This window comes from Paenibacillus sp. DS2015 (genome assembly GCF_050433705.1).
Classification (GTDB): domain Bacteria; phylum Bacillota; class Bacilli; order Paenibacillales; family Paenibacillaceae; genus Paenibacillus_AQ.
In genome coordinates, this window is record NZ_JBNPWS010000001.1 from 24,133 (window position 1) to 49,436 (window position 25,304).

At 44.2% G+C, this 25,304-nt stretch carries 23 protein-coding genes and 1 pseudogene; all 24 read right to left on the minus strand.

Annotated elements, in window-relative coordinates; all coding sequences use genetic code 11:
* Positions 1–43: 43 nt before the first annotated feature.
* Positions 44–718 (minus strand): HD domain-containing protein, encoded by a 675-nt coding sequence (locus tag J2T13_RS00140; RefSeq protein ID WP_429367178.1) that lies wholly within the window; start codon positions 716–718, stop codon positions 44–46.
* A gap of 163 nt (positions 719–881) precedes the next feature.
* Entirely contained in the window at positions 882–1,526 is a 645-nt protein-coding gene (locus J2T13_RS00145; RefSeq protein WP_429367764.1) for an HAD family hydrolase, read from the minus strand.
* Between the two features lie 88 nt (positions 1,527–1,614).
* Positions 1,615–1,729: pseudogene (locus J2T13_RS00150) on the minus strand (IS1595 family transposase); the annotation flags it as partial.
* An 87-nt stretch (positions 1,730–1,816) separates the two neighbouring features.
* Complete coding sequence (locus tag J2T13_RS00155; protein WP_429367180.1) at positions 1,817–2,623, minus strand: class I SAM-dependent methyltransferase; 807 nt, start codon at positions 2,621–2,623, stop codon at positions 1,817–1,819.
* Between the two features lie 208 nt (positions 2,624–2,831).
* Positions 2,832–3,332 carry a Fur family transcriptional regulator gene (locus tag J2T13_RS00160; RefSeq protein WP_429367182.1) on the minus strand — a complete coding sequence of 167 codons (501 nt, stop codon included), beginning with the start codon at positions 3,330–3,332 and terminating at the stop codon, positions 2,832–2,834.
* A gap of 106 nt (positions 3,333–3,438) precedes the next feature.
* A complete protein-coding gene (locus J2T13_RS00165) occupies positions 3,439–3,741 on the minus strand; it encodes a hypothetical protein (protein ID WP_429367184.1) in 303 nt (100 codons plus the stop codon).
* Positions 3,742–3,760: 19 nt separating this feature from the next.
* Complete coding sequence (locus tag J2T13_RS00170) at positions 3,761–4,240, minus strand: hypothetical protein (protein WP_429367186.1); 480 nt, start codon at positions 4,238–4,240, stop codon at positions 3,761–3,763.
* Positions 4,241–4,253: 13 nt separating this feature from the next.
* Positions 4,254–4,397 (minus strand): hypothetical protein, encoded by a 144-nt coding sequence (locus J2T13_RS00175; RefSeq protein WP_429367188.1) that lies wholly within the window; start codon positions 4,395–4,397, stop codon positions 4,254–4,256.
* Positions 4,398–4,480: 83 nt separating this feature from the next.
* Positions 4,481–5,305 carry a Cof-type HAD-IIB family hydrolase gene (locus J2T13_RS00180; RefSeq protein WP_429367766.1) on the minus strand — a complete coding sequence of 275 codons (825 nt, stop codon included), beginning with the start codon at positions 5,303–5,305 and terminating at the stop codon, positions 4,481–4,483.
* Positions 5,306–5,447: 142 nt separating this feature from the next.
* Positions 5,448–6,551: a hypothetical protein gene (locus tag J2T13_RS00185; protein WP_429367190.1), complete on the minus strand. Its 1,104-nt coding sequence runs from the start codon at positions 6,549–6,551 to the stop codon at positions 5,448–5,450.
* Between the two features lie 2 nt (positions 6,552–6,553).
* On the minus strand, positions 6,554–7,561 hold the full coding sequence (locus J2T13_RS00190) for an SPFH domain-containing protein (RefSeq protein ID WP_429367192.1): 1,008 nt from the start codon (positions 7,559–7,561) through the stop codon (positions 6,554–6,556).
* A gap of 158 nt (positions 7,562–7,719) precedes the next feature.
* Complete coding sequence (locus J2T13_RS00195) at positions 7,720–8,049, minus strand: hypothetical protein (RefSeq protein ID WP_429367194.1); 330 nt, start codon at positions 8,047–8,049, stop codon at positions 7,720–7,722.
* Positions 8,022–8,366 carry an NUDIX hydrolase gene (locus J2T13_RS00200; protein WP_429367196.1) on the minus strand — a complete coding sequence of 115 codons (345 nt, stop codon included), beginning with the start codon at positions 8,364–8,366 and terminating at the stop codon, positions 8,022–8,024. The genes J2T13_RS00195 and J2T13_RS00200 overlap by 28 nt, the downstream gene beginning before the upstream one ends.
* Before the next feature lie 62 nt (positions 8,367–8,428).
* Positions 8,429–8,596, minus strand: coding sequence for a YHYH domain-containing protein (locus tag J2T13_RS00205; protein WP_429367198.1), 168 nt, complete (start codon positions 8,594–8,596; stop codon positions 8,429–8,431).
* A gap of 247 nt (positions 8,597–8,843) precedes the next feature.
* On the minus strand, positions 8,844–9,038 hold the full coding sequence (locus J2T13_RS00210) for an MbtH family protein (protein WP_429367200.1): 195 nt from the start codon (positions 9,036–9,038) through the stop codon (positions 8,844–8,846).
* Positions 9,022–16,245 (minus strand): amino acid adenylation domain-containing protein, encoded by a 7,224-nt coding sequence (locus J2T13_RS00215; protein WP_429367202.1) that lies wholly within the window; start codon positions 16,243–16,245, stop codon positions 9,022–9,024. Before J2T13_RS00215 ends, J2T13_RS00210 begins: the two co-directional genes overlap by 17 nt.
* Before the next feature lie 16 nt (positions 16,246–16,261).
* Positions 16,262–17,206: an isochorismatase family protein gene (locus tag J2T13_RS00220; protein ID WP_429367204.1), complete on the minus strand. Its 945-nt coding sequence runs from the start codon at positions 17,204–17,206 to the stop codon at positions 16,262–16,264.
* Between the two features lie 13 nt (positions 17,207–17,219).
* Positions 17,220–18,839, minus strand: coding sequence for a (2,3-dihydroxybenzoyl)adenylate synthase (locus tag J2T13_RS00225; RefSeq protein ID WP_429367206.1), 1,620 nt, complete (start codon positions 18,837–18,839; stop codon positions 17,220–17,222).
* Positions 18,840–18,873: 34 nt separating this feature from the next.
* Positions 18,874–20,106, minus strand: a complete 1,233-nt coding sequence (gene dhbC / locus J2T13_RS00230) for an isochorismate synthase DhbC (protein ID WP_429367207.1) — start codon at positions 20,104–20,106, stop codon at positions 18,874–18,876.
* Between the two features lie 24 nt (positions 20,107–20,130).
* A complete protein-coding gene (locus J2T13_RS00235; RefSeq protein ID WP_429367209.1) occupies positions 20,131–20,916 on the minus strand; it encodes a 2,3-dihydro-2,3-dihydroxybenzoate dehydrogenase in 786 nt (261 codons plus the stop codon).
* Positions 20,917–21,116: 200 nt separating this feature from the next.
* Positions 21,117–21,998 (minus strand): alpha/beta hydrolase, encoded by an 882-nt coding sequence (locus J2T13_RS00240; protein WP_429367211.1) that lies wholly within the window; start codon positions 21,996–21,998, stop codon positions 21,117–21,119.
* Positions 21,999–22,154: 156 nt separating this feature from the next.
* Complete coding sequence (locus J2T13_RS00245) at positions 22,155–23,156, minus strand: FecCD family ABC transporter permease (protein WP_429367768.1); 1,002 nt, start codon at positions 23,154–23,156, stop codon at positions 22,155–22,157.
* 22 nt (positions 23,157–23,178) lie between these two features.
* Positions 23,179–24,186 carry a FecCD family ABC transporter permease gene (locus J2T13_RS00250; RefSeq protein ID WP_429367214.1) on the minus strand — a complete coding sequence of 336 codons (1,008 nt, stop codon included), beginning with the start codon at positions 24,184–24,186 and terminating at the stop codon, positions 23,179–23,181.
* Positions 24,187–24,196: 10 nt separating this feature from the next.
* Entirely contained in the window at positions 24,197–25,219 is a 1,023-nt protein-coding gene (locus J2T13_RS00255; protein WP_429367216.1) for an ABC transporter substrate-binding protein, read from the minus strand.
* Positions 25,220–25,304: the final 85 nt, after the last annotated feature.

The window sequence follows — 25,304 nt, forward strand, 5'->3', positions numbered from 1 at the left end:
GAATGCGATTCAACAATATCTGAGAACTCTCCTATGAAATACATCATCTGCCTTCTTTGTGCCTCAACTCATCTTCAGCATCCCATTCAGCATAGAATTGCTCTACAAATTCTACCATATACTGATGTCTTTGCCTTGCTATCCATTGACCGTACTCTGTATTCATTAAGTCTTTCAACTTAAATAATTTCTCATAAAAATGATGAATTCCAGTGCCCTCACTACTCCTATATTCCGCTTCTGACAGAGTATCTCTGGGTGCACTTTCAGGATTATGCATGAGTCGTCCCTTCGATCCTCCGTAAGCAAATGTACGTGCAATACCAATTGCACCCAAAGCATCCAATCGATCTGCATCTTGTACAATTTGTCCTTCGATTGTATTCATGGAAGGATTATGACCGCCATTGTAAGACATTGTGGAAATAATGTGTAGGACTTGCTCCCTGATCTGAATATCCGCTACATTTGAATTAAGCCAAACTGTTACTTTGTTCATTCCTGCTTCCTTCGATATATTCAACTTCTCATCAGCTACATCATGCAATAATGAGGCAAGTTCACATATGAATTCATTACCGCTCTCCTTCTTGGCTATTCTCAACGCCATCTGTCTTACGCGATGTATATGCCACCAATCATGACCACTTCGGTCATCTTGTAGTTCTTCTTTAACAAACCTTTCCGCACGTTCAATAATATCTAATTGTGAGTTCATGAATGGTTTAAACCTCCAGTACAATTATAAATGTTCAATTTTAATGTTGTTTTGACCCCAAAAGAAAAACGCCCTTTGAAAAGGCGATTAATTTGACTATCGTTTCTCGTTAGTTTAGCGATTATTACTCGTGGAAATCGTTAATTTGTTCCAGATACTAGCTTCATGATATATGTGAAATGACCTGAGTCAAACCCATTTCACTCATTGAATTTATTCTCAAGTGAAATTTTTCAAAGTTGATTTCCTTTGTCACTTCATTTGGCACAATCACACATTTTAAGCCCGCTGCTATTGCAGCTCTTGCCCCATTTGCTGAATCTTCGAACGCTACGGCTTCGTCTGCGTTAATATTCAAGGCTTCGAGTGTTTTTATGTACAAAGTCGGGTCTGGTTTGACTTTTTCGACTTCGTCACCCGTCTTGATTACTTCGAAGTAATCAAGTATCTGAAGTTGTTTTAAAAATCCTTCAACCCATTCCCTTGAAGAACTTGAAGCCAATCCTATTTTAAGCCCTAGATTTTTGGCTTCAATCAGATATTCCCTCACACCTTCTCTGATGTCCAGTAGCTCCATTTTCGCTTTGTGGTTTTCTTTGGTTAAATTCATAATTATTTCGATGCTTTCTACACCTAACTTTTCTTCAATAAATGCATATAACGCTGCATCATCCGTGCCAATGCATTTAACGAATACCTCCAAAGGAAAATCCACATTGTAGCCCTGAAGCACTTCTTTGAAAGCAAGATACCAAACCGTTTCCGTATCAATAATTAAACCGTCAAAATCAAAAACTATTGCCTTAATCAATTTTTTTCCCCCTAGACATGTTTCTTAAACTGCCCGTCAGTTCAGCAAGAAGAAGCCGTTCGTCGAAGTTTATTGTTTGTCTCATTTACAGTAAACAGGCACGAGGCGACCAGCATGTTTTTCTTATTCGACGTTGTGTTCTCGTATTCCTTGCTGTCTAGATAACGGAACCAGGCTAAATCATGTTGCAGATACTTCGTTAACATAGCCTTTTTATTAAAGGAACAGCACTCTTATTTCCAATCAATCATAATATCATCTTCACCCTACAGAACGCTTCTTCGCAGTTATTTTTTTCGTGCTACGATAAGTAAATGCTCTGTAGCATCTCTGTATTGGGGTAATTCACATGTTTCACTCGCTACCTTCACTAAGTTGTCATACACCCGTCTGTCATCACGATATAATCTACAAACTTCTCGCCTCATACCGGCTAAGAAACCTTCAACTCCAGCATATGATATAATGTCGAATCCATTGTTCTTTATTTCTTCAAGTGCGCTGATAGGTGTTGAGAAATAACACTCTGTAAATCCACGATTCTCATCCAGTTTCTGTGTTTCTAAATATTCATAAACATTACGAATATCCTTATATGTATCACTGAACTCGGTCACCCCTGCTTTTAATGCCCCCCAAGTATTGATGAATGTAAATATCGCGATACCTTGTTTCTTAACAATGCTAGCTGTATTCCTAATGACATTTGCTCGGTCTTGTTCATCATGTAAATGGTATAACGGCCCCATGACTAGCGCTGCATCATACGTTGCTGCATTAAGAACATCCAAATGAATAGCATCTTCACATATATAAGCCTCCGCCTTAAGTCCTAGCTCATTTATTTTATTTGAAGCTAAATCAAGCTCTTGCTGCGAAATCTCAAATAAGCTAACTTGATATCCACGCTTCAGTAGTTCAATAGAATATTTCCCTGGTCCTGAACCAATATCGCATATGTGCCCTGTGCTTGGTAAGTACTTGTGAAATAGATGCAATGTGCTCATATACTCAATCATGCTATAGGGATCATTCAACCGCTCCCATTCCCCTTCAGCGTGATTATCATAATAGTCTCTGACAATTTGACTCATCTTCCCATCTCCTATTCATCACTAATTTCAGATACGTAGTCACAATAAAAAAGCAGCACAACCCGGATAAAATCGGATCGACTGCTTGTAATATTCTATGCGACTACTCTCTAATGTTATTACTAGTTCCTCGATCATGTGAAATTTGAATTTCCAATATCTAGTTCATTGTAATTCCCTAGATCCTCTCACACTATGAGTTATATCATTATAATGATGGAACGCTTAGTCTTGAAGGCGTAGATCCTTTTCTCTTCATACACCCTTTACCAGAACAAGTAGTAAAAATCCCCATAATATCGAGTTGATAATCTGTGATAGTGAATCCTAACTCACGCTCAATTCTTTTCTCTAATGGCTCCACCCAGTCTGCCTTCACTTCTTTCTTTCTTCCACATGCAGTACAGATCAATTGTTCATGACTAGACGATTCATTCTGAATCATGCTCACCTTGTAACGGGCTAATCCCTCATCACTATTCATTTTGTGTATAATATTCATTTCACAGAAAAGCTCTAATGTCCTATATACGGTCGCGAACCCCAGCGAATGTAACTGCCTTTTAACAATCATAAAAATATCTTCAGCACTTATTGGATGATCTGAATGATCCAGCAGAACACGAATGATCGCCGCTCGTTGTGGTGTTAGCTTATAGCCCTTATCGAACATTTTTCGCTTAATTTTATGAATTTTCTCCGACATCATCGTTATCGTCCCCCTAGAATGTAACTATACACTTATTTTGGGGTTATATTCTACAAAAGAGCGATATATATTTCGATAGGTCAATAGATTACTGATAATACTATTTTTACTCATCTACACCGTTCGCTTTTTCATATTCCTCGTTACCTAGCTTAAGTTTATGTGTAAGGATACTTAGTTCCTTGGAGAAAGTACCCCACAATAAGATCAAAAATCCTGCTAGTCCCACAATGATCCCTAAGATCATAGGAAATCTGCCGCCTGTCTCTAGCAATGCCGTTCCGTATCTACCTGGTGGGTTGCTCCAACCCGTAATTTCAAACGTATTCATAGCTGCTGGAATATGATAGCCAATATAAAGGATTACACCCGCGATCATCATAAAACCGCCTGCGACAATTTTTTTCACAATACCCCTCCATAAATGATTAGGAATCCAAGTATATATCCATCATTTCCTTTATCCTCTTACTCCTATAGCCTAACTCAGGGCTCAATACCAACTTATCATCGATGCCCTTTACGTATATATGGATCTCGTTACTATCCTCAACCTGAGAATAATGAGAAATATCTTCTTTCGGAATAAATGTTAACCCAATCTTGATCCCCTGCTTACCGACATAAAATTTATCAGTCATAATAGGTAGTAGAGCGATGAGTAACAGAATTCCATATCTAAACCATCCTTCTTCAAGAAAGAAATATACTAAACACAAACCTGTAGCCGTCCAGACAAGAATCTTTTTAAATTTAGCATTGCCTTTAAACAAGACATCCCCGACTTTTTTCTTTGAAATATAGTGACTATACACAATAAATAATGACAGTATAATCGTTACCATGAGTACTAAATAAGGTAATATCAGAATCACTTCCTCTAATTTAGAATTCACTTCCAAGCTCATTTGTAGCGAACACCTAGCTCATTCTATCATTTCTTCTCAAAAATGTATCGATGGAATCCTTAGAATCGGCTTCACTTAACCCCATTCCCGCTGTACGCGCCCATAATACCATGGACATCTCATAATCCGCTATTGTCATTTCTCTAATATCCAACACTTCAAGATCCTCTCACTTTCTGTATGGTGAGAACACCAAAAATAAGGTTAGCCCGTCCAACAGGCTAACCTTATCATACAAGTTTACTTAGTTTGAATCATAGTATTCAGAATAAACGTTTCAACTACTTTCGCCACGCCATCTTCCATATTTGTATCTGTTACATGGTTGGCAATTTCTTTAATGTCATCAGGCGCATTTCCCATGGCTACACCAAGTCCAGCAAATTTAATCATGGCAAGGTCATTGTAGCTATCTCCCATAGCAATGACCTCTTCCTGCTTAATATCTAGTTTCTGAATAAGTTGATGTAAGCTTGTCCCTTTATCTACACCAGCTTCTGTGAACTCTAAGAAATATGGCTTGGAACGTACTACATTTAATTCACCTTGGAGTTGGTGTTGCAGTTTCTTTTCCAAATCCACCAATTTATCAGGTGCTGCTACCATTAATACCTTTACAACAGGTTCTTGGATCTTTTCGACGAAATCTTCTGCTTCTATAATAGGCATTCCCGTAATTTCACCTTCGATATCGGTATACTCGTTATTCGCTGGTGTTACGATCTCGTCCCCGACATACGTGTGAATCCATACTTCTTCTTGTCTACTTATATGGTACAGCTCATGTACTGTTGCGGGTGTTAATGTGCTGCTGAATAATATATCGTTCGTTGCACAATTTATAATTTTGGCCCCGTTAAAAGATAGAATAAAGCTTCCGTATTTCTCCAGCTCTAATTCCTTAGCAATATGCGTCATTGCAAATGTAGGACGACCTGATGCAAGGACAACTTTAACCCCTGCCTCTTGTGCGTCCATTAATGCTTGCTTGGTACGTGGTGAGATTGTAAGATCATCACTCAGCAACGTATCATCCAAATCAAGTACGATCATTTTATAGCTCATCATTATACATCCTTTCTAATAAATCTAGTATGAGTGCAATTCGCTAAGGATAAATGACTCCATCTTCATGATATCACTAAATCGCTCAAAAAAGGAAAAAGACATCCTGACAGCGAAGGAGTTGAACATTGGCAATCCCTATTCATCTAGTATAGAAATAGAGTGGTATAGCGATTACAATCAAGCAGAATAATACGAATATAGTGATCTTCCAAGGGCTACGTGGAGCTTCACCCGATACTAACCCGGTCTGCCCATTCACCATATAGCGGAAATTTTTGCCACGGTAAATATAGTTTGCGTTCCATATTGGAACCAGTAAGTGTTTGTATGTACGGTTGTAATAATTTGTTTCGACTGTAAGTCCTCTAACTTCATCTCCACCAATGACACCTTTGATGCTTCCATAAATTGAATTGTCTATTTTCTCACTTGCTGTCAGCCATCCATCCTGACGAGTCACCGAATATCTCTCCGCGATGAATCCACTCAAATATTCCGGTTTATATTCTTTCAGCTGATTCAGATCGAACTTGCCAATTTTCTTAAGCAATCCTTTGTCATATCTTCGGGATGCAGGAACAAGAATATCGTCAAAAGTGTCATCATAATGGCCATTTACCCAATGCCACACCGTATACCTAACCCGCTCCGTGTAGGTTTCTGTTTTCCCATCAACGACTCGGGTGCGCGTTTCGTTACGATAGTGATAATCCCCTCTTTCCGCACTATACGATGAAGACGTCATCGAATCGAATGTCCAGTAGGGAATATAGATTCCCTTTAGATGCGATACAAGTTCTCCCTTTTTAAAAGCATTAGGGACAAACCAACGCTTTTTCTTCCAAGACCTAAACGAAGTGAGTGCCTCATCCAAGGACATCCTGAACGAAATAATGGTCTCAGGTCGAATACTGGTTTTATCCACCTGGGCAAGCACCTTTGGCGAACCACAAAAGACACAAGTAGTCGCCGTCTCAAGCTCAGGAATAATACTTTCGCCCCCACACTTTTCGCAGTGGATCGTCTGCTGTTCGAATCCCCAATCGGTCAGATTTATGTCATTATCATCTGTGTCTGACAAATCGAAATCGTGCTCAGTCGGAATTTCCAACGAGTTCTCAATTTCTTGCACATTACCACAATATTGGCATTTCAAGTTCTGTCCTTCTGAATCAAAGAGCATGGGTCCCCCGCAGCCAGTGCAAGGGAATGTTAGTGGCGTCGTTGGCGCTGAATCCTTCATCGTCATCCGTTACACTTCGTGCCACAGCTAGAGCAGAACTTCGCACTTCCCTCCAATGACTCGCCACACTCAGAACAGAATCTCTTCCCAGTACTTGAACGTGTACCTTCGTCATGCTGACGATCTCCACCAACATTCGTCATAGGTTCGGCAGGTCGGTTCACCATCTGGCTCATCATCTGGCCCATCGCCATTCCAGCACCGAGACCTGCACCTGCACCTGCCGCCCCTGACTCGGGGTTATTAGCTGCCTCACGGATCGCCTCTGCGGTCTGATATTTCATATATTGATCCAAGTTCCCTGCGATGTTCATCGATGATTTACGATCTATCATCTGCTCAACTTCCTGCGGTAATGATAGATTCTCAATCATCAACGATGAAAGAATAAGGCCCATTGACTGCATATGTGGCTGCAGACGTTCCAAGGCACTTGCACTTAATTCCTCGTAAGAAGAAGATAAATCCATTACAGGAATTTTAGATTCGCCAATTAGATCGCTAATACTCGTCGTGATAATTGATTTCAAATGACCAGAGATTTGATCAGTTGTGAAATCGCTGTTGGTTCCAAATAGTTCCTTAAGGAACACATCGGATTCCCCTACCCGGATCGAATAGGTTCCAAATCCCCTCAGTCGAACGACGCCAAACTCAGGATCACGCATAATAACCGGGTTAGTCGTTCCCCATTTTAGATTGGTAAAATTCGCCGTACTAACAAAGTACACATCTGCTTTAAAGGGAGAATTAAAGGCATAGGGCCAAGATTTCAAGGCCGTCAGTAGCGGCATGTTCTGCGTACTTAATGTATAAGTCCCGGGTCCGTAGATGTCGGCGATCTTTCCCTCATTGACGAATATCGCTGCTTGCGATTCACGTACAATCAATTTAGCCCCCATCTTGATGGCATTATCGTAAGCAGGAAAGCGATACACCATCGAACCCTTGCTATCCATCCATTCGATAACCTCAATAAATTGACCTTTTAAGAAAGAAAATAGACCCATTATTCAACCTCCATGATGTTAAGTTAATTGGTATAACACTGTTCATCATTCATTATAGTGAAATTGACTTACCGAGCGACTTCCGGTATTTGTATTACGATTCTATGCAATAATAAGTTGCAAAACAAGTAGTATTTGTATTTTCAAGTTAGAAAACATCACAATTCGTCGAAAGTCGGGATTAAACTCTCTATCTTCCTAAATATCAAATCATAATATGATGGAAGGTGAGGCACGAAATCGGTCAGGCTTACTTCTCTACTCTCATGAATTTCCTCACCCGTGGCTTCATCCAAGACGTTTCCCTGTGCGATCACAGACGCTCTATCTCCTGCAATAAGTTGCTTAAACGACTCTAATTGAATGAAAAAGAGCCCCGAAATCTCACTTTTCTGAAACTCATAATCGGTTAGGGCTTGGTTACATCCATACAAAAAGACATGACAAAACTCTCTGTCTATCAGGCTCTCTGATATGATATTTTCCATTTTAAACATGCCACATGGGTGGAGTTCGCTAAATGTAGCTTCAATGCCCAATTCTTCTTGTAATTCACGTAGTCCGTCTCAGGTCCTTCGCCTGTCGTGAGGTGGCCTGCACAAGAAATATCAAGTAGCGAAGGAAATGTATCCTTATCTGGATGGCGTAACTGAAAGAGTAAACTAAATCCTGCAGTAGCAGATGTTCTAACGACCCAGCAATGAAATGTTTGGTGCCACAACCCGAGAGCATGTGCCTGCTGTCTACTCGCTATACCGATCTTTATCATTTGTTCATTATATATATCGAACTCTTCCTGAATCATGGATCTCTCCTACTCTTATATATGTAATTACAGTATTGATTCGTATCCTTATCGTATGTGGTCTATCTTTTCTTATGGTAGTGGTAGCCGGTGCACAGCCCCTTTTGCTTCGATTTAGCTGAACATTTATGACCTCCCTGTTTATCTAATCTACCTGAATGTGCTGATACGGAGGAAGAAGTAGCCACAACGAGCATTAAAGCCATTAATATCACTATTACTTTTTTCATCCAATCCCCTTAATTCTCCCTATGCTTTAGGGTTTTATAGTCTTACAGTCCCATTCTATTACAAAATCCTGATCCAGGGAATAGCCCAGCTTCGAATGATTCGCAGGTGAAACCATATGAGAGAGAGAGTAGTATAAATGATTACAAAAAAACAAGCAGCTCATAATGAGCTGCTTGTTTTACTTATAGCTATGGCTTGTAAAACACTTCATGGCCATGTACCCGAAAACCCCTTCAACTCACTCTACTAAAGTACGCTCTTTGGTCGCATATCAGTCCATTGCGAGTTGATGTGGTTCAGACACTCCTGACGACTGGCTTGTTCATAAACAACGTTCCATCCGGCTGGAATCTGAGCAAAGGCAGGCCACAGTGAATATTGGCCTTCGTCATTCATCAATACTAGGTATGTGCCGTCCGTATTCTCAAAAGGATTGGTCATAGATTATTTCCCTCCTATGCAATTGTGAATCCGAACTTTTCATACCGTTTAATTTAGCTACAAGTACACGCCCAATTTCAGCAAGTGGTTCCGGCTGACACAGATCCTTGTGTCGACAATCAATATCATACTGCTCGACCTGACCGTCGATATAAGGGTTCCAAGTTTCCGGAGCGATCGGAGCGAACCAGTCTGGAATGACAGTCGACCTGAAGAACAGCAAATCCCCATGATATCGCTTCGGAACGTAGCTTCCCAAAATGCGAACTGAATTCACATACGTCTCTTTCAGATTTAGAATGGTTGGCTCCTCTAGGCTAGCTAACGCACTGCCGTCACTACGAAGAATTTCGATCGCGCTGTTCATATCTAATGGTCTATCTCCCATACTATCTGGATCATAACCGCCTAAGGCCAGCAGAGCAATTAATGCCTCCTGCTCATCTGGACCCTCCTTTAGAGGCAAGAAATGACTCGGATAAGCATCTAGCATGACGAGCAGAGAAATCACATCGCCTTCGTTCTGAAGCTGGACAGCTATAGCCTGTGCGACATTCCCCCCGAGTGACCAACCTAGCAAATGGTACGGACCTGTTGGTTGCACCGAGCGAATGTGCTGAATATAATCTGCTGCCATTTCTTCTAGTGTCTTAGGCAACTCCTCTGATTGACCGATACCACGAGCCTGTAATCCATAGATTGGATAATCTGTTCCCAGTGACTTCATCAGCCCCGCATAACACCAACTGAGTCCACCGGCAGGATGCACGCAAAACAAGGGCATATTCTCTCCCTTGGTCCTAAGCGGTAACAAGACATTTAATGCCCCTTGAATCCCTTGGCTGTTCCCCATTTCGAGTCGTTCAACTAGACCCGCAACGTTAGGAGCCTCAAAGAGATTTCCAATACTTAGTTCGACACCAAGCGCTTCACGAATACGGCTCATAAGACGGACTGCTAGAAGGGAATGCCCACCAAGATCAAAGAATCCGTCATCTATACCGACTCGTGACAAACCAAGCACTTCGGCAAATAAATCACATACAATCTCTTCTTGTGGCGTCCTCGGTCCCCGCCCCATAGGCGCTACGTTAAGATCTGGTGCAGGCAACGCCTTACGATTTAGCTTTCCATTCGATGTTAATGGTAAATCAGTAACCACTACGAAAGTGGACGGAACCATGTAATCAGGCAGACTACTAGCAGCATACCTACGGAGTTCTCCCGACTCTAAGCTAACATCCGAGACGGGTACGATATAAGCTACTAGACGCTTATCCCCCGGCTGGTCTTCTCGGACGACCATCGCAACCTGTGTCACGTTAGGATGTCTTGCAAATACAGCCTCTATTTCTCCTAACTCGATCCGAAACCCACGGATTTTAACTTGAAAATCAGCACGTCCGAAGTAATCTAACGTACCGTCCAGCAGCCAGCGGGCAAGATCACCCGTTCGGTACATCCGTGTACCTGACGGACCAAATGGGTCTGCAACGAAACGGTCTGCTGTCAAGTCCGGGCGCCCTAAATAGCCCCGCGCCAACCCAGCACCTGCAACATACATTTCCCCTATTACACCCGGTGGAACCGGCTGTAGAATAGCATCCAACACGTACATCCGAAGATCCGGTATGCCTCGGCCGATAAGACTTTTGGAACTCAGAGTCACGCTCTGCCGATCAAGTGCATTATAGGTGACATGCACCGTCGTCTCTGTAATGCCATACATATTAATCAGCGTTGGAGCATTATCAGGATGTCGATCATACCATTCTTCAAGGCGTCCAAGCTCTAGAGCTTCACCACCGAAAATAACATAACGCAAAGATAATCTCTGTCCAAGTTTCGGATTCTCCCTGTCTGCTTGCATCAATTGATAGAATGCCGACGGCGTCTGGTTCAGAATAGTCACGTCCTCTTGTCCAAGCAAATGCAAGAACTCCGCGGGTGATCGACTGATCTCATGGGGTACTATGATTAGTCGACCGCCATGCAAGAGCGGACCCCATATTTCCCAAACTGAGAAATCGAAAGCATAGGAATGAAACATCGTCCAGACATCATCCGCACAGAAATGGAACCCCTCCTTGGTTGATGCAAACAATCGAACGACATTCTGATGTGGTATGACTACACCTTTCGGTTTACCAGTGGAGCCAGAAGTATAAATGACGTAAGCAGGATGAAGAGGCAACAATGGCTTGATTCGATCAGCAGGACTTGGATTGGTACTCGGATACTGCTCCATTCGATTGACGGTATCTAGCTCATCTAGCACGATAAGCGACATATCTTTAGTCACCGGTAGCTTGAACGCAACCTGTGTATTCGTAATCATGCACATAGGATCAGTGTCGCTGAGCATGAAAGCGACTCTGTCAGCTGGGTAGTCTGGGTCTAGTGGTACATACGCTGCGCCAGCCTTAAGTATGGCCAGTATCCCCACGATCATCTCTACAGATCTTGGCAATGCTAGAGCTACAAGACAATCTACTCCCACACCCTGAGCTATCAGCAGATGTGCAAGACGGTTCGCCCGGCTATTTAATTCCGTGTAACTCAATGAGACACCCTCATACATCACAGCAGTAGCGTTAGAACGACGAGTAACTTGCGCTTCGAATAGTTCAGGAACAGTTGCTTGTGGCACTATATGAGCAACCTCATTCCACTCCTCAAAAATCTTCTGCCGTTCTTCAGGTGCAAGAATCTCTAAACATCCGATCGCTTGATCAGGTTCAGCTACGGCAGCCTCCAATAACCGCAACAGACGATCCGCTAATGCTTCAGCAGTATCCCGTTTAAATATATCGCTACTATATTCAAGTAAACCCTCAATTCCAGCAGGTGAACCATCCGCAGTACGATGCTCACGAAGTTCCAGAGTTAAATCGAACTTCGCAGCGCCTACAGTGTTGATCTCAAGGCTAGTAGTGAGTTCAGGTAGGTCCAATGTCGCTTCAGGCGTGTTCTGGAACGCCAACATCACCTGAAATAAGGGGTGTCTAGACCGGGAGCGGACTGGATTGAGAACCTCAACAAGCCTTTCAAAGGGAACGTCTTGATGTTCATAGGCAGCAAGATTAACCTCACGAACTCTCCCTAGAAGCTCACGGAAACTTGGATCTCCAGACGTGTCGGTACGCAGTACTAACGTATTCACAAATAAACCGACAAGGTCATCCAATGCATCATCGCTACGTCCAGCGATTGGGCTACCTATCGGAATATCGGTACCTGCACCTAGTCTAGTGAGTAGTGCAGTCAGACCAGACTGTAACACCATGAACAGACTGGCATTGCTGTCACGAGCGAGATCTAATAGACGACGGTGTAGATCCGGGTCGATTCGTAAATCAAGGGTATCACCAAGATAGCTTATCGCCGCTGGACGTGGATAGTCGGTAGGCAATTCCAACTGATCTGGAAGGTTCTTCATCGTCTTAGTCCAGAATTTTAGCTGCCTTCCAATCAGACTATCCGAATCACTCTCACTACCTAGCCATTCGTGCTGCCAGAGTGCATAATCGGCATATTGCACCTTCAATGGTGACCATGATGTCTCTTCCCCCTTGCAGCGTGCAGTATAAGCAATGGAAAGATCACGGGTCAATGGGGTCAGTGACCAGCCATCGCCAATGATATGGTGCAACAGTAGTAACAGCACATATTTGTTCGACCCAAGTACAAATAACTGAGCTCGAATGGCAGGTTCAGTTGCGAGGTCGAAACGGTGACGTACAGCGGCAGCTAGCACTTCGGGTAGTTCGTTCTCAGTCATCTTAACAACGATTAGCTCAGGCTCAACATCTGCAACATCCATAATTAGTTGATATGATCTGCCTGATTTCTCTGGAAAAATGGTGCGTAATGTCTCATGCCTATCCACTACATCACGTAGGGCGTCCTGCAATGCCTTCCTATCAAGTTCCCCAGTCAAATATGCCACGAGTGGAATGTTATAGGTCGGGCTTGGTCCCTCTAGACAGTGCAAGAACCACAATCGTTGCTGGGCAAAGGAAAGCGGAACCTCTTCCGGTCGTAAATCAATCGGCATAACAGCCGGTCGGGCATGCTGAGCTTGATCGAGTCGTTTAACCAAACTAGCGACGGTTGGAGCATCAAATAGCGTACCAATGCCCATTTCAACAGCAAGAGCCTCGCGAATTCGGATCATTAGACGGGAAGCCAGCAAAGAATGTCCACCTAAATCGAAGAAACCATCATCAATTCCTACATAAGGTAGACCTAGAACCTCAGAGAACAGATCACATAGAATCTCCTCTTGAGGAGTTCTAGGCCCCCGCCCGCTTACAGTCATAGTAAGATCAGGTGTGGGTAATGCCTTTCGATCTAGTTTACCGTTAGGTGTTAACGGTAACTCAATAATCATCACAAATGCAGACGGTACCATATAGTCAGGAAGACTGCTGGCAACATGTTGGCGGAGTTCAGCCGACTCGGGACTAGCTTCTGTGGATGGAACGACATAAGCCACTAAACGTTGTTCCCCTGGTTGATCCTCACGAACAACAACTACAACCTGTATTATACCCTGATGTTGAGCTAATACAGCTTCAATCTCGCCTAATTCAATCCGAAAACCACGAATCTTGATCTGGTGATCAGCACGACCTGCATAATCTAGAGAACCGTCCGCCAACCACCGAGCTAGATCCCCTGTGCGATACATCCGCGTACCGGGCTGTCCAAACGGATTAGCAACAAAGCGCTCCGCAGTCAAATCGGGTCGCCTCAAATAACCACGAGCCAATCCAGCGCCCGCAATATAAAGATCCCCTAACACTCCGGGTGGAACGGGTTGCAGACTATCATCCAACACATAAATCTGCGTATTCCAAATCGGCCAGCCAATAGGAGATATCCCTGCATGTTCACGTGAAAAACTCACAGCAGTTGACCATATCGTAGTCTCCGTGGGTCCATAGAGATTCGTGACTTGACAACCAAGTTCTTGCAAAGCAAACTTGAGAGCGCTCGGGAGCGCCTCGCCTCCGACGAGCACTTTAAGATTCCGAAGTTGGTCGGGATTATAAGCAACAAGTGCATGCCAAAGTGTAGGTGTAGCCTGCATCAGCGTGGTTCCCGTCTCTTCAATCATCCTCAGTAGGGCTGGTGGATCTTGAATAGACGTCTTCTGAGCGATGACAATACTCGCCCCACTGAGTAGCGGAAGATATATTTCAAGTGCCGATATATCAAATGCAACGGTCGTAACAGCCATCAGTCGATCATTAACATGAAGTTGTAATTGGTCCTGCATGGACAAGAGGAAGTTGGTCAAGCTTTCATTTGAGACGATAACACCTTTTGGTCTGCCTGTTGAGCCAGAAGTGTATATGACGTAAGCAGGATGGAGAGGCAATAGAGGCGTAATTCGGTCAGCATCACTCGGATTGGTATCAGGACAGTGCATTAATTTTTCGATAATCGTGGACTCATCGAGTACAATCCACGGTAATTTTGTCACTTCAGGAAACTTAGAGGCAATCTGTGTATTCGAGATGATACACAAGGGTCCCGCGTCAGTCAGCATATAATCAATTCGTTCAGACGGGTAATCCGGATCCAATGGCAGATAAGCCGCTCCCGTCTTAAGCACAGCCAACAAACCAACGACCATCTCCACAGATCGAGGTAAAGCTATAGCCACAATCTGCTCTGGTCCCACACCTTGAGTAATCAAGAAATGTGCAAGCTGATTCGCCTGAACATTTAACTCCGCATAAGTCAGTTGTTCCCCTTCGAATAACAGAGATGTAGCCTCAGAATTACGAGCAACCTGAACCTCAAATAACGTTGACACACTTTTCTGAGAGACCCCTTGCGCCGTTGTGTTCCATTCCACTAATACCTGATTACTTTCCTCAGGCAAAAGAAGCTTCAACCGTCCTATGGTCTCATGCTGATTCGTCATTGCAACAGTTTCCAAGAGAAGTAGGAATCGCCGCTGATGATGGGCAAGATCTTCCGCCGTGTAAACTGCCGGATTACCATCCAGATCAATACGCAACCCGTTACCATCGAACCTGTCATACACGTTAAAAGACAGGTCATCCACTGGACCCGCTGAGAGGTTGTGTGTCATACCACGATGACCGGCAAAATCCAAACTATAATCAAACGGCATAATATTAATCTGTGGACCAAACAATCTCCGGTTCTCCCCTACTAACTTAAGGTCACGGCGCAATTCTTCGTGTCTGTACCTTTGATGACCTCGTATCTCGCGAATCTCCTGAACGACTTGTCGTACTAGTTCTGCCAAGCTCATATCTGGTCTTACCGAGAGGCGTAATGGTAGCAAGTTCATGACCATACCAGGAATACGAAGGGAGACAGAGCCTAATCGCCCCATCATCGGTAATCCTAGAATAATATCCTGTGACCCTGTCATACGATGTAAGTAAATAGCCGTCACTGCAATCACAATATCAGGCCAAGTTGCTGAGGTATGATGTGCGACCGTACGCAATTGGTGCTGGCTTGACGGTGATAGTTGTGCTGTAAGGCGCAGGAAGCTGCTCGACGTCCTCGGCGCTCGGTCCGCCAGACTTATCGCTTCAGGTTCATCCGCAAAGCGATCCAACCAGAATTGGCGGTCTAGCTCAAATTGTTCTGATGCGCGATAGGTCGAATCTTCAAGCAAGATCGAACGTAAGGAACCAAAGACATCACCTTCAATTGACAGATTATTTACCAGTGCACTGTAGTTCTTGGCCACCCTCTTGGCGATAAGTGAAAATCCATATCCATCCATCACAATATGATGGATACGCTGATACCACAAATAACGATTAGATCCAGCCTTGAACAAAGCTTCGGTAAAGAGTGGGCCTTGTGTAAGATCAACAGAACGGCTCAGATCAGCTTGCATCCATGCCTCAGCCACTTCCCGCGGATTCTGTTCTGCGCTGAGGTCGATCACATGCAGTGGCCAATCATAAGACAAATCAAGGACTTGCCACGGTCCAACTTTATCCTCGCCGAAGCGAACATGCAAGGACTCGCTATCCATAACAGCCTGTCGTAGTGCTGTCTCGAAGCGCACTTGATCAACAGGTCCTTGAATCTCGATGTACTCCCCCGTGTTATAGATCGGGTTATCTGGATCGATCTGTTGGGCAAACCAAATGCCGGACTGTGCACCCGACAAAGACCAGCGAACATCCTCACGATCAAGCATCAATACCTACCTCCCTTCATAATGCAAAATAATCTGTATTCGGCAACACCTGCTGTGAGCGTGTAATCAACAGTCTCCACCACTCGGCCAGCGTCGGACGTTCAGCCAACTCCACGAAGGTCACTTCAACACCACTACGGCGCCATCGTTCGACTAGTCTCATAATCCGAATGGAATCCAGCCCTCTACTGATAATTAAGTCATCGTTATCTGCGATATCAGACGGTGATTCATGAAGCAGCTCAGCGACCTGTTCACGTATAGATTCTAGCGTCATAGACGGGAATTCGGTTTCACTTCCAATCTCCACCTTTGTAACTTGCGCACGCTTCAGCTCATCGAGCAGACGTTGCGTTGTAAGCGTAACTGCACACCGCTCAGCCGCGTAAGTCAGCGCCATCTTATGATGTTCCAATGAGAAATCAGCCAATGCATCTGCAACAAAGAACGGCTCTATATCCATCATGAATGCATCACACGTCGTTAAAAGACATCCTATATGAGCATAAATTCCACTTACGATAAGCTGATCACGACCTTGTTCGGATAGAATTTCCCGAAGATTTGTCTTCTGGAATCCACTATATCTCCACTTGGTAAGGACGATGTCTTGCTCATTTGGCGTGAGTTCCTCCACGATCTTCTTCTGATTAGGACCATCGTTGATTCCCGCTCCCCAGAAATCTTGCAGTAGACCTCGCTCTGCCGGGGTCTGTCCACCTGGTTGTGCGGTGTAGATCACGGGAATACCTAACGCGTTACATTGCATTCTTAGGAGCTTAATATTCGCAAGAAGCTCAACCACTGGCGATTGTCCGTAAGTGAATGCGTCTAGGAAATATTGCTGCATATCATGGATTAGAAGGACAGCACGCTTCGGATCAGGGTTCCACATCACCTTTTGACTCGGCAGGTCTGACTCGGTTGGCATTGAATACGGTATAATCTTTGGAAGAGCCATTTAATCCCTCATTTCAATTGTTGTGAATCTTCTGAGCAATGACTTCGCGTAGCGCTTTTTTATTAACCTTCCCTACCCCGGTCTGTGGGAATGATGCAATGAACTCCACCCGATCCGGGATTTTGTATGCTGCCATCCCACGTTCTCTTAAGAACATTCTGAGCTCAGCTCCTGTAGGTGGGTGTTCCGATTCATGAGTTATAACAAAAGCACAAGTTCGTTCCCCAAGGAATTCATCAGGCATCGAGACCACGGCTACATCATGCACGGCGGTATGTGCAAGGAGGTGATTCTCCACCTCTTCGGCTGCAACTTTGTCTCCACCACGATTGATTTGGTCCTTATCACGTCCCTCTACAATTAAGTAACCGGACGAAGTCATCCTCGCTAGATCACCCGTACGGTAAAATCCATCTGAAGTAAACGCTTTGGCATTATGCTCGTTAGCCTTATAGTAACCACGGATTGTGTAAGGTCCACGAGTCAACAAATGTCCTACGTGACCCTGTTCAACATCCTGATCCTCCTCATCTACGATACGTATCTCATCGTGTGGTGACATCGGTCTTCCTTGAGTATTGATAATAACCTCCTCTGAGTCATCCAATCGAGTATAGTTAACCAGTCCTTCAGCCATCCCATAGACCTGTTGCAAAGTACAACCCAGCGTTGACTTCACCCGACGTGCAACTTCTGCACTAAACTTAGCTCCACCGACTTGCAGTACTTGTAGACTGGATAAATCGTATCGACGCGATGTTGCTGCCTCAAGCCAGGCTAGAGCAAGAGGTGGAACTAACGCTGTGATCGTGACGCGCTCCTGTGCGATAAGTGGAAACGCATCGTCTGGGCTTGGTCTAGGTGCAAGAACAACTTTACCCCCTGCATACAACGTACCAAGTACACCTGGTGAACTTAGTGGATAATTATGTGCAATGGGAAGGGCTGCGAGATATACACTATCCGAATTAAGATGGCAAATATCGGCACTGACTTGCAGACTGTACATGTAATCGTCATGAGTACGAGGAATTAGCTTAGGTAACCCTGTACTTCCCCCAGATAATTGAAGAAACGCAACATCACTAGAACGAATATCCAGCTGATTCATAGGTTCTGCATGTAGATCAGCTAATGCCACGAACTCCTTCGGATCGCCTACAACGATAATATGTTGCACCGTTGAAGCCTTGTCCTGCACCTGCCTTGCTAGTTCCCGATAGTCAAATCCCACGTATTGGTCAGGAATAATGTAAGCAACCGCTTCAGTAAATTCACAGAAATAGGCGATCTCACTGCTTCGATGCAATGGCAGAGCAAAGACGGGTAAGGCTCCCACTCGAAATAATGCGAAGACAACTTCAAAAAACTCCATAATATTAGGCAGTTGAACGATCACACGATCCATTGGCTTAATTCCAAGCGATCGGAACCCAGCAGCTAGTTGATCTGCTCTTGTATTAAGCTCTCTGTAGCTCCAGCTATTCTCACCTCCACTACTAATCGCCGTGCGATCTCCAAGTCTAGTCGCACGATCTCGCAACATTTCTCCGAAAGTTTCACCTCTCCAACAGCCAGCCTGGCGATACCGATCTGCAAATTCTTCAGGCCATGTGGGGCATTCTAGCAACATAAATTATCCCTCCTGATCTTATCGGGGCTGATCGTCATTTTAGCCCCATGCCCATTAACATGGTACGGAACTTAGCCGTTGTCTCAGAGAGTTCTCCCTCTGGGCTTGATCCAACGACGACTCCGGCTCCAGCAAACAGACGTAGGGAGTAATCATCCACCTCAGCACAACGGATCGTAACAATCCACTCCCCATCTCCGTTCGAATCGCACCACCCGACCATGCCCGCATAGAAACCTCGATCGAACGGTTCGATCTCTCGGATGACCTCCCTAGCCATTTCAGTCGGAGACCCGCAGACAGCGGGTGTCGGGTGTAATGCGACCGCCAACGTAAGCGCAGATGTTGAGGGATCAGCAAGTTCGCCACTGATCTCCGTTGAGAGGTGCCACATGGTAGCTGTCTGTACCAACGAGGGTTTGGATGGAACATCCAATGCTTTGCAATACGGACGCAGTGCCGCAGCAACAGCATCGACAACCAATGCATGCTCATACAGATCTTTGTCAGATGAGAGCAGTGCCGCCGCCCTTTGCTGATCCTCCGCAGGATCCTCACTCCTAGCCGTGGATCCTGCCAATGGATTAGCCCGTACTTGCAGTCCCGATCTCGAGACGAGTAATTCGGGACTAGCTCCTATCAGCGTTCGCCGCCGTGAGCTTGGTGGAGTAACTCCTAATTGCATCTCCTCCACTTCTCGGATGGGTAAATCCACGGCAATGGTGTAGCCATGACCATGAGTATTGTTCCGAGCTAGATTATAAAGTAACTTGCGGGTATCGATTATTGTTGACGAGGTTAACTGCAATGTTCTCGACAGGACAACTTTACAAAGATCACTACTCTCCATATGCTTTAATCCTTGTTCTACACCTCGTACATACTCCGCTGGCTCTGGAATTGCACAGATCTCATACTCAGACGTTAATGTTTGTTCCTTCTGATTCATTGATTCGAAGTGTAATCCATCCCCCCACTGAATTGTCATGGGTACGATCAGGTGCGCAGGCTTCGTATGATCAAAAGGCACCGCACCTACGACGACGGATACGTTATGTTGGGACTGTTTCACATGAGTTAGAAACGCCGTCACACGCTCGGGCAAACTTCCTAACTCCTCGGTTCCCTCATGGGTAGGCATCTCCGAGAACGTCCCCTGCGCAAGCAGCGTACGTTGTGGTGAAGATAAGAAGAAGGACGAGCCAGGCTGATAGTTATCAAGGAGTTGTGTTGCTTTTGTCACAGGAATAACATCTTGTCTTATCATTTCAATCGCCTCCTTATTAAATGTTCAAATCCCTAAAGTAGCGCCGCCATCGACGCACAGGTCATGCATCGTAATATGTCTTGCCTGGTTCGAGACTAGAAAGACAACAGCATCGGCAATATCCGTAGGTGTGGCCAGCCTTTTGAGCGGGATGCCTAGCCGATACGCTTCGGGTGATCCAGCGATGACAGCTTGCCCACCATTCTCATCAGACCAGAGCGACCACTGCATGGGAGTTTCTGTTGATCCAGGTGATACGACGTTGCAGCGAATGTTGTGCCCAGCATTCTCAAGACCCAGACATTTAGTAAACATGGTCGCCGCCGCTTTAGAGGCAACGTAAGCAGACATATGCATGCGTGGAACACCTGCGGCATTCGACCCCACCGTCACGATTGAACCCGAACTCCGTGGTACCATACGCCTAATTACAGCACGGGATACGTAGAAAATCCCAGTCGAATTAACCGCGAAAGTTGTATCCCAGTCTTCATCTGTAAGTAATTCAATCGAACCCGTCCGCAGTATTCCCGCAACGTTCACCAACATATGAATCGGTCCGATTTCCTGTTCAATCTGATTTACCATTTCATCAACGGCTACGCTGTCACTCACATCTGTTGGGAAGGCCGATACATTTCGTCCTTCCGCACGAAGTTCTGTCACAAGTCTCTCAAGACTTTCGGCATTGCAATCGACAGCCGCAACGAGAGCCCCCTGTGCAAGTAAGGCTCGTACCACCGCTTCTCCAACGCCCTGAGCGGCACCAGTCACTAGAGCCGTTTTTCCCCTGATTCCCATAATGTCCATTAAATCAGATTCCTCTCTTCCGTAAGAGTGATAAACAAATAATCGTTAATAATAATGATAATCATTATCAATAAAAGAGTTAGAACATATATCAATTTACACCTATTGGCGCCTAACACAGTTAGGACGCCAACGATGCCTCAATGTATACGATATATTAAGAACTATTACACTTTTATATTTTTGATCCATAAAAATCTTTAAGTTTTCTCAGAAGAAACGAGAGCAGAACGTGATGCAAATCTCAAAGCACGACTAATCAACGCTGGTAAAACCGATCCATGACCTTCGTCCTCAAACCCTTTAAACTCCACGTGCACGCCTTGTTTAGCTAGCTTTGCTAAACGTTCTGAAAGGTCCTTCGCGTTTTCATATATCCGACTTTTGTGATATTTCTCCAATTCCCCCATCCCTATCAGAATTCTGATGTTGACAGGCTCCTCTTCCAAACGAGCCGTGAATAGTTGCTCCTCTTCATGCATGAAACGCTTGTTCCAATGAATAGATGGGCTGCCTGCAACATAAGTCTGGAATGCTTCTGGCTTCGTAAATAGTACATGTAATACGAAAAGGCCACCAAGTGAATGGCCGAATATCGTTTGCCTATTGCGGTCAACCGTAAATTTCCGTTCAATTTCAGGCTTAAGATCCTCTTGAATAAATGTCAAGAAATCTTCTGCCCCCCCTTGTTTCGGCCAAGCTCTGCCATCCGGACTTGTAGGTAACTCTGTAAGAGATGCAGGCAATGTAAAATCATAGTGACGTGCGGGAGAAAACGGCTCTTCTGTCAGGTAACCAATACCTACGATAATGGCTGGCACAACTCCCGTCTTCTCAGTCCTACGTGCCTGCACGCGTATCGCTTCCACCATCGTTCCGAATATCGCATTAGCATCCAATAAATAAATCACCGGATAACCCAAGGGGGGCGTTTCTCCACTAGGTATGGCTACAAAGATTCGATATTCTCGATTTCCAGTACGGTCGTGCATGATACGTTGTTCTGTTCTTGGTATTGTGACTTTATCGTCTGTACTATCCTTGATGGTGACTTGTGCTTGTTCAATTTCTTTGTGATCCACTCGTAGTTAATTCCTTTCATTTAATGATAATAGTTATCATTTATGATTATAAATCACGTTCACTTTTCTCACCATGGATGATATCCAGTTCTATTATTGGACAATATCCATAAATTACCTACTATTCTTTCAAAAGGAATTTACCCGTTATTCCATTCATTGGTTCCGCACTTTATTCCTATAAAGTAAAAATATAAAGTAAGGTACCCCAATAATGGCCACGACAATACCAACAGGTAATTCAGCAGGGGCAAAGAGTATTTTCCCAATATGATCTGATACCATAACTAGTAGTGCTCCAACCACTCCGCATACCGGAATAATTCGCTTATGTGTTCTTCCAACAAGACGCCTCGCGATGTGTGGTGCCATCAGTCCGATAAAACCAATTCCACCCGATACGGACACGCATGCGCTAATGATACCTATACTACTTAATAGGAGTACCGCTTTTTCCTTTTCTGTAGACACACCGATACTTCTAACACTATCTTCATCCATTTGGAATAAATCTAGAATATAGGACCGTCTGACGATCACCGGTATTAGCAACACAAGCCATGGTAGAATAGATATGATATGTCTCCAATTAGCATTATAAATACTGCCGGAAGTCCACACTGCCGCCATCTCGAAATCTGAAGCATTCATTTTTAAAGTCAAAAAAAGCGAGACTGCACCTAGACCTGTCCCTATCGCAATGCCCGTCAACAGAAGTCGCTGAGAATCCAACCTTCCATTCTTCCAAGAGAACAGATAAATAAATAGCGCAGCCATTAGTCCGCCTACCAATCCAAACAGAGGCATCGCCAAAATAGACCCCCATCCAGTTCCTTTTATTTGACCCTGATAGAAGAACAGAAATATAACCATTGCCGTACCCGCTCCGGCATTAATCCCTAGAATTCCAGGATCAGCTAACCCATTTCTTGTGATACCTTGAATCACAGCCCCCGCGATGCCTAACCCCATACCGACAAGTCCAGCAATTAGAATCCTTGGTAATCGAAAGTCAAAGATAACCAAATCGTGGTCTGGATTCGGATCTATTCTCAATAAGGTACGCACTACATCTTGGACCGTAATATCGAATACACCGTTCGTCAGACTCACATACATCGTAACCAGTATCATTCCGATACCAATAGCTAATACCATCAAATAGCGTTTCTTCGAAACCTCATTCAAATTTTCCTCCTCCCCTCGTTCTTGTTAGATAGAGGAAGAAAGGAACGCCAATGATTGCCGTAACGACTCCAATCGGCATCTCGAACGGATAATTAAGGAATCGGCTGAGTACATCGCAAAGCGCTAGAAAAATACCACCAAGTAAACCTGAGCATGGAATAACCCATTTATAATCAAGTCCTATCAAAAACCGCGCAATATGAGGAACAATCAGTCCGACAAAGCCGATTTTGCCTGCTAGTGCTACAGATATCCCTGTTAGAATGACAACGCTTAATGTAGTAATGAACTTGATCATCATTGTATTTTGTCCCAGGGCCAATGCAATATCTTCACCCAGAGCTAGGATCGATATCGACTTAGAAACCCAGATTGCCAACAGAATGCCGACCACCGCAAACGGGATCGCTAGCTTAATTAGTGTAGGATCCATCTGATGCAAGCGCGCGTTATACCAGAAACTAATGTTTTGCGAAATTTGAAAATAGATCGATAATGCTGCGGAAACACTACTCAAAAAGGTACCCAATATTGTACCTAAAATTGCCATCCCTATCGGTGATAGTCCTCCGGGGAGAAGGAGAGCCAGACCAAAAACAATGATAATGCTAAGTGTCGATCCCACAAATGAGTACAATATCATTTCCATATTGGATGAATTAGGCAAGAATATCATGCCTATCGTAATGGCAAATGCCGAACCATCGGTAACTCCCATAATAGAAGGGGATGCAAGATAATTTCTTGTCATCCCCTGCATGAGTGCTCCCGATATAGCGAGAAAGGCCCCAATCAATAGGGCTCCTACCGCTCTCGGAATTCGAGACTGCATAATGATCTGATGATCCACATTACCCGAATCAAAATGGAACAGCGCATCGCGGATTGTACTCATTTCTATGTTCTTAGCGCCATAAAGGATCGACAGCATCATGGTGAACGCAATGACAACCGGTGAAATCCATATCATCAGGGTCAACGTAGAAATCCTTAATCGCATAAGACTCTACTCACTTCGCCGAAACTAAATTACTATTTTTTACAGCCTCAAGGAAAGATATTTTACTATAAGCCGTACCCCCCTGGGCAATCGGATCAACTAGATTGATATATACGTTGTTGTTCTTTATCGCATTGATACTTTTCCAAATCGGATTATTCTGTAATTCTTCAAAAAACTTAGGCGTATCTATATTTTCTTCTTCCGCAAATTGAATAAAAAGATAATCCGGATTAATCTCCGAGAATTTTTCTAATGAAATCATTTCTTGAGCCTTCGCCTGTAATACTTCCTCCGGAGCCGTTGCACCTAATTCTGCGTAAATGGATGGGTTAAAGAAGACATCCTCAGGAAAAATAGCAATGTTACCTGCCCGGATTCTAATCGCTAGCACCTTTTTGTCTTTGAAAAGGGGTCCTACCTTTGCTTTTACTTCTATGAGTTCATCTTGATATTGTTGTAGTACCTGTTTCGCTTCATCCTGTTTCCCTGTAAGCTCTGCAAGCAAATTCAGATTTGCTTCCCAATCTGTTGAGATATGTGATACGGGAATCGTCGTTCCAACCTTCCTGAAATTCTCCAATGATTCTGCAGGAAACTTGGTGCTGCCCAGTATAATATCAGGTTTAAGCTTTAACATCGTTTCAACATTGGGTTGAATCTTTTCCCCGATTCCTACCACGCCATCGGTAATCTTGGCGAACATTTGGGGGAATTCCCCACCTACTGTCGTCGCTCCAACGGGTTTAACGCCAAGTACGAGTGCATCTTCCATTGCTTCCATAGCCCCTGCAATGATAATCTTGTCTACTTTAGCAGGAACGGTATATTCTTGGCCTAAATACGTGATCGTTCTGTCTTCTGTTGAATCGGTTGTCTGATTCTCTGTGGAATTGTTGCTAACGACTTTCTCGCTATTTGAACTTGGAGCCACTGCACCATTAATCGGCTGGGCATCCTTGTTATCCCCGCAAGCTACTAACACCAACATCATTATCGAAACTACTACCATTGCTAACGCATTCTTACTCATTGTCTATAAATCCCCTCTCACTACTGATAATTATTCTCAATTGAATTATAGACTACGTCATCTCCAACGAACATGGACAATTTCC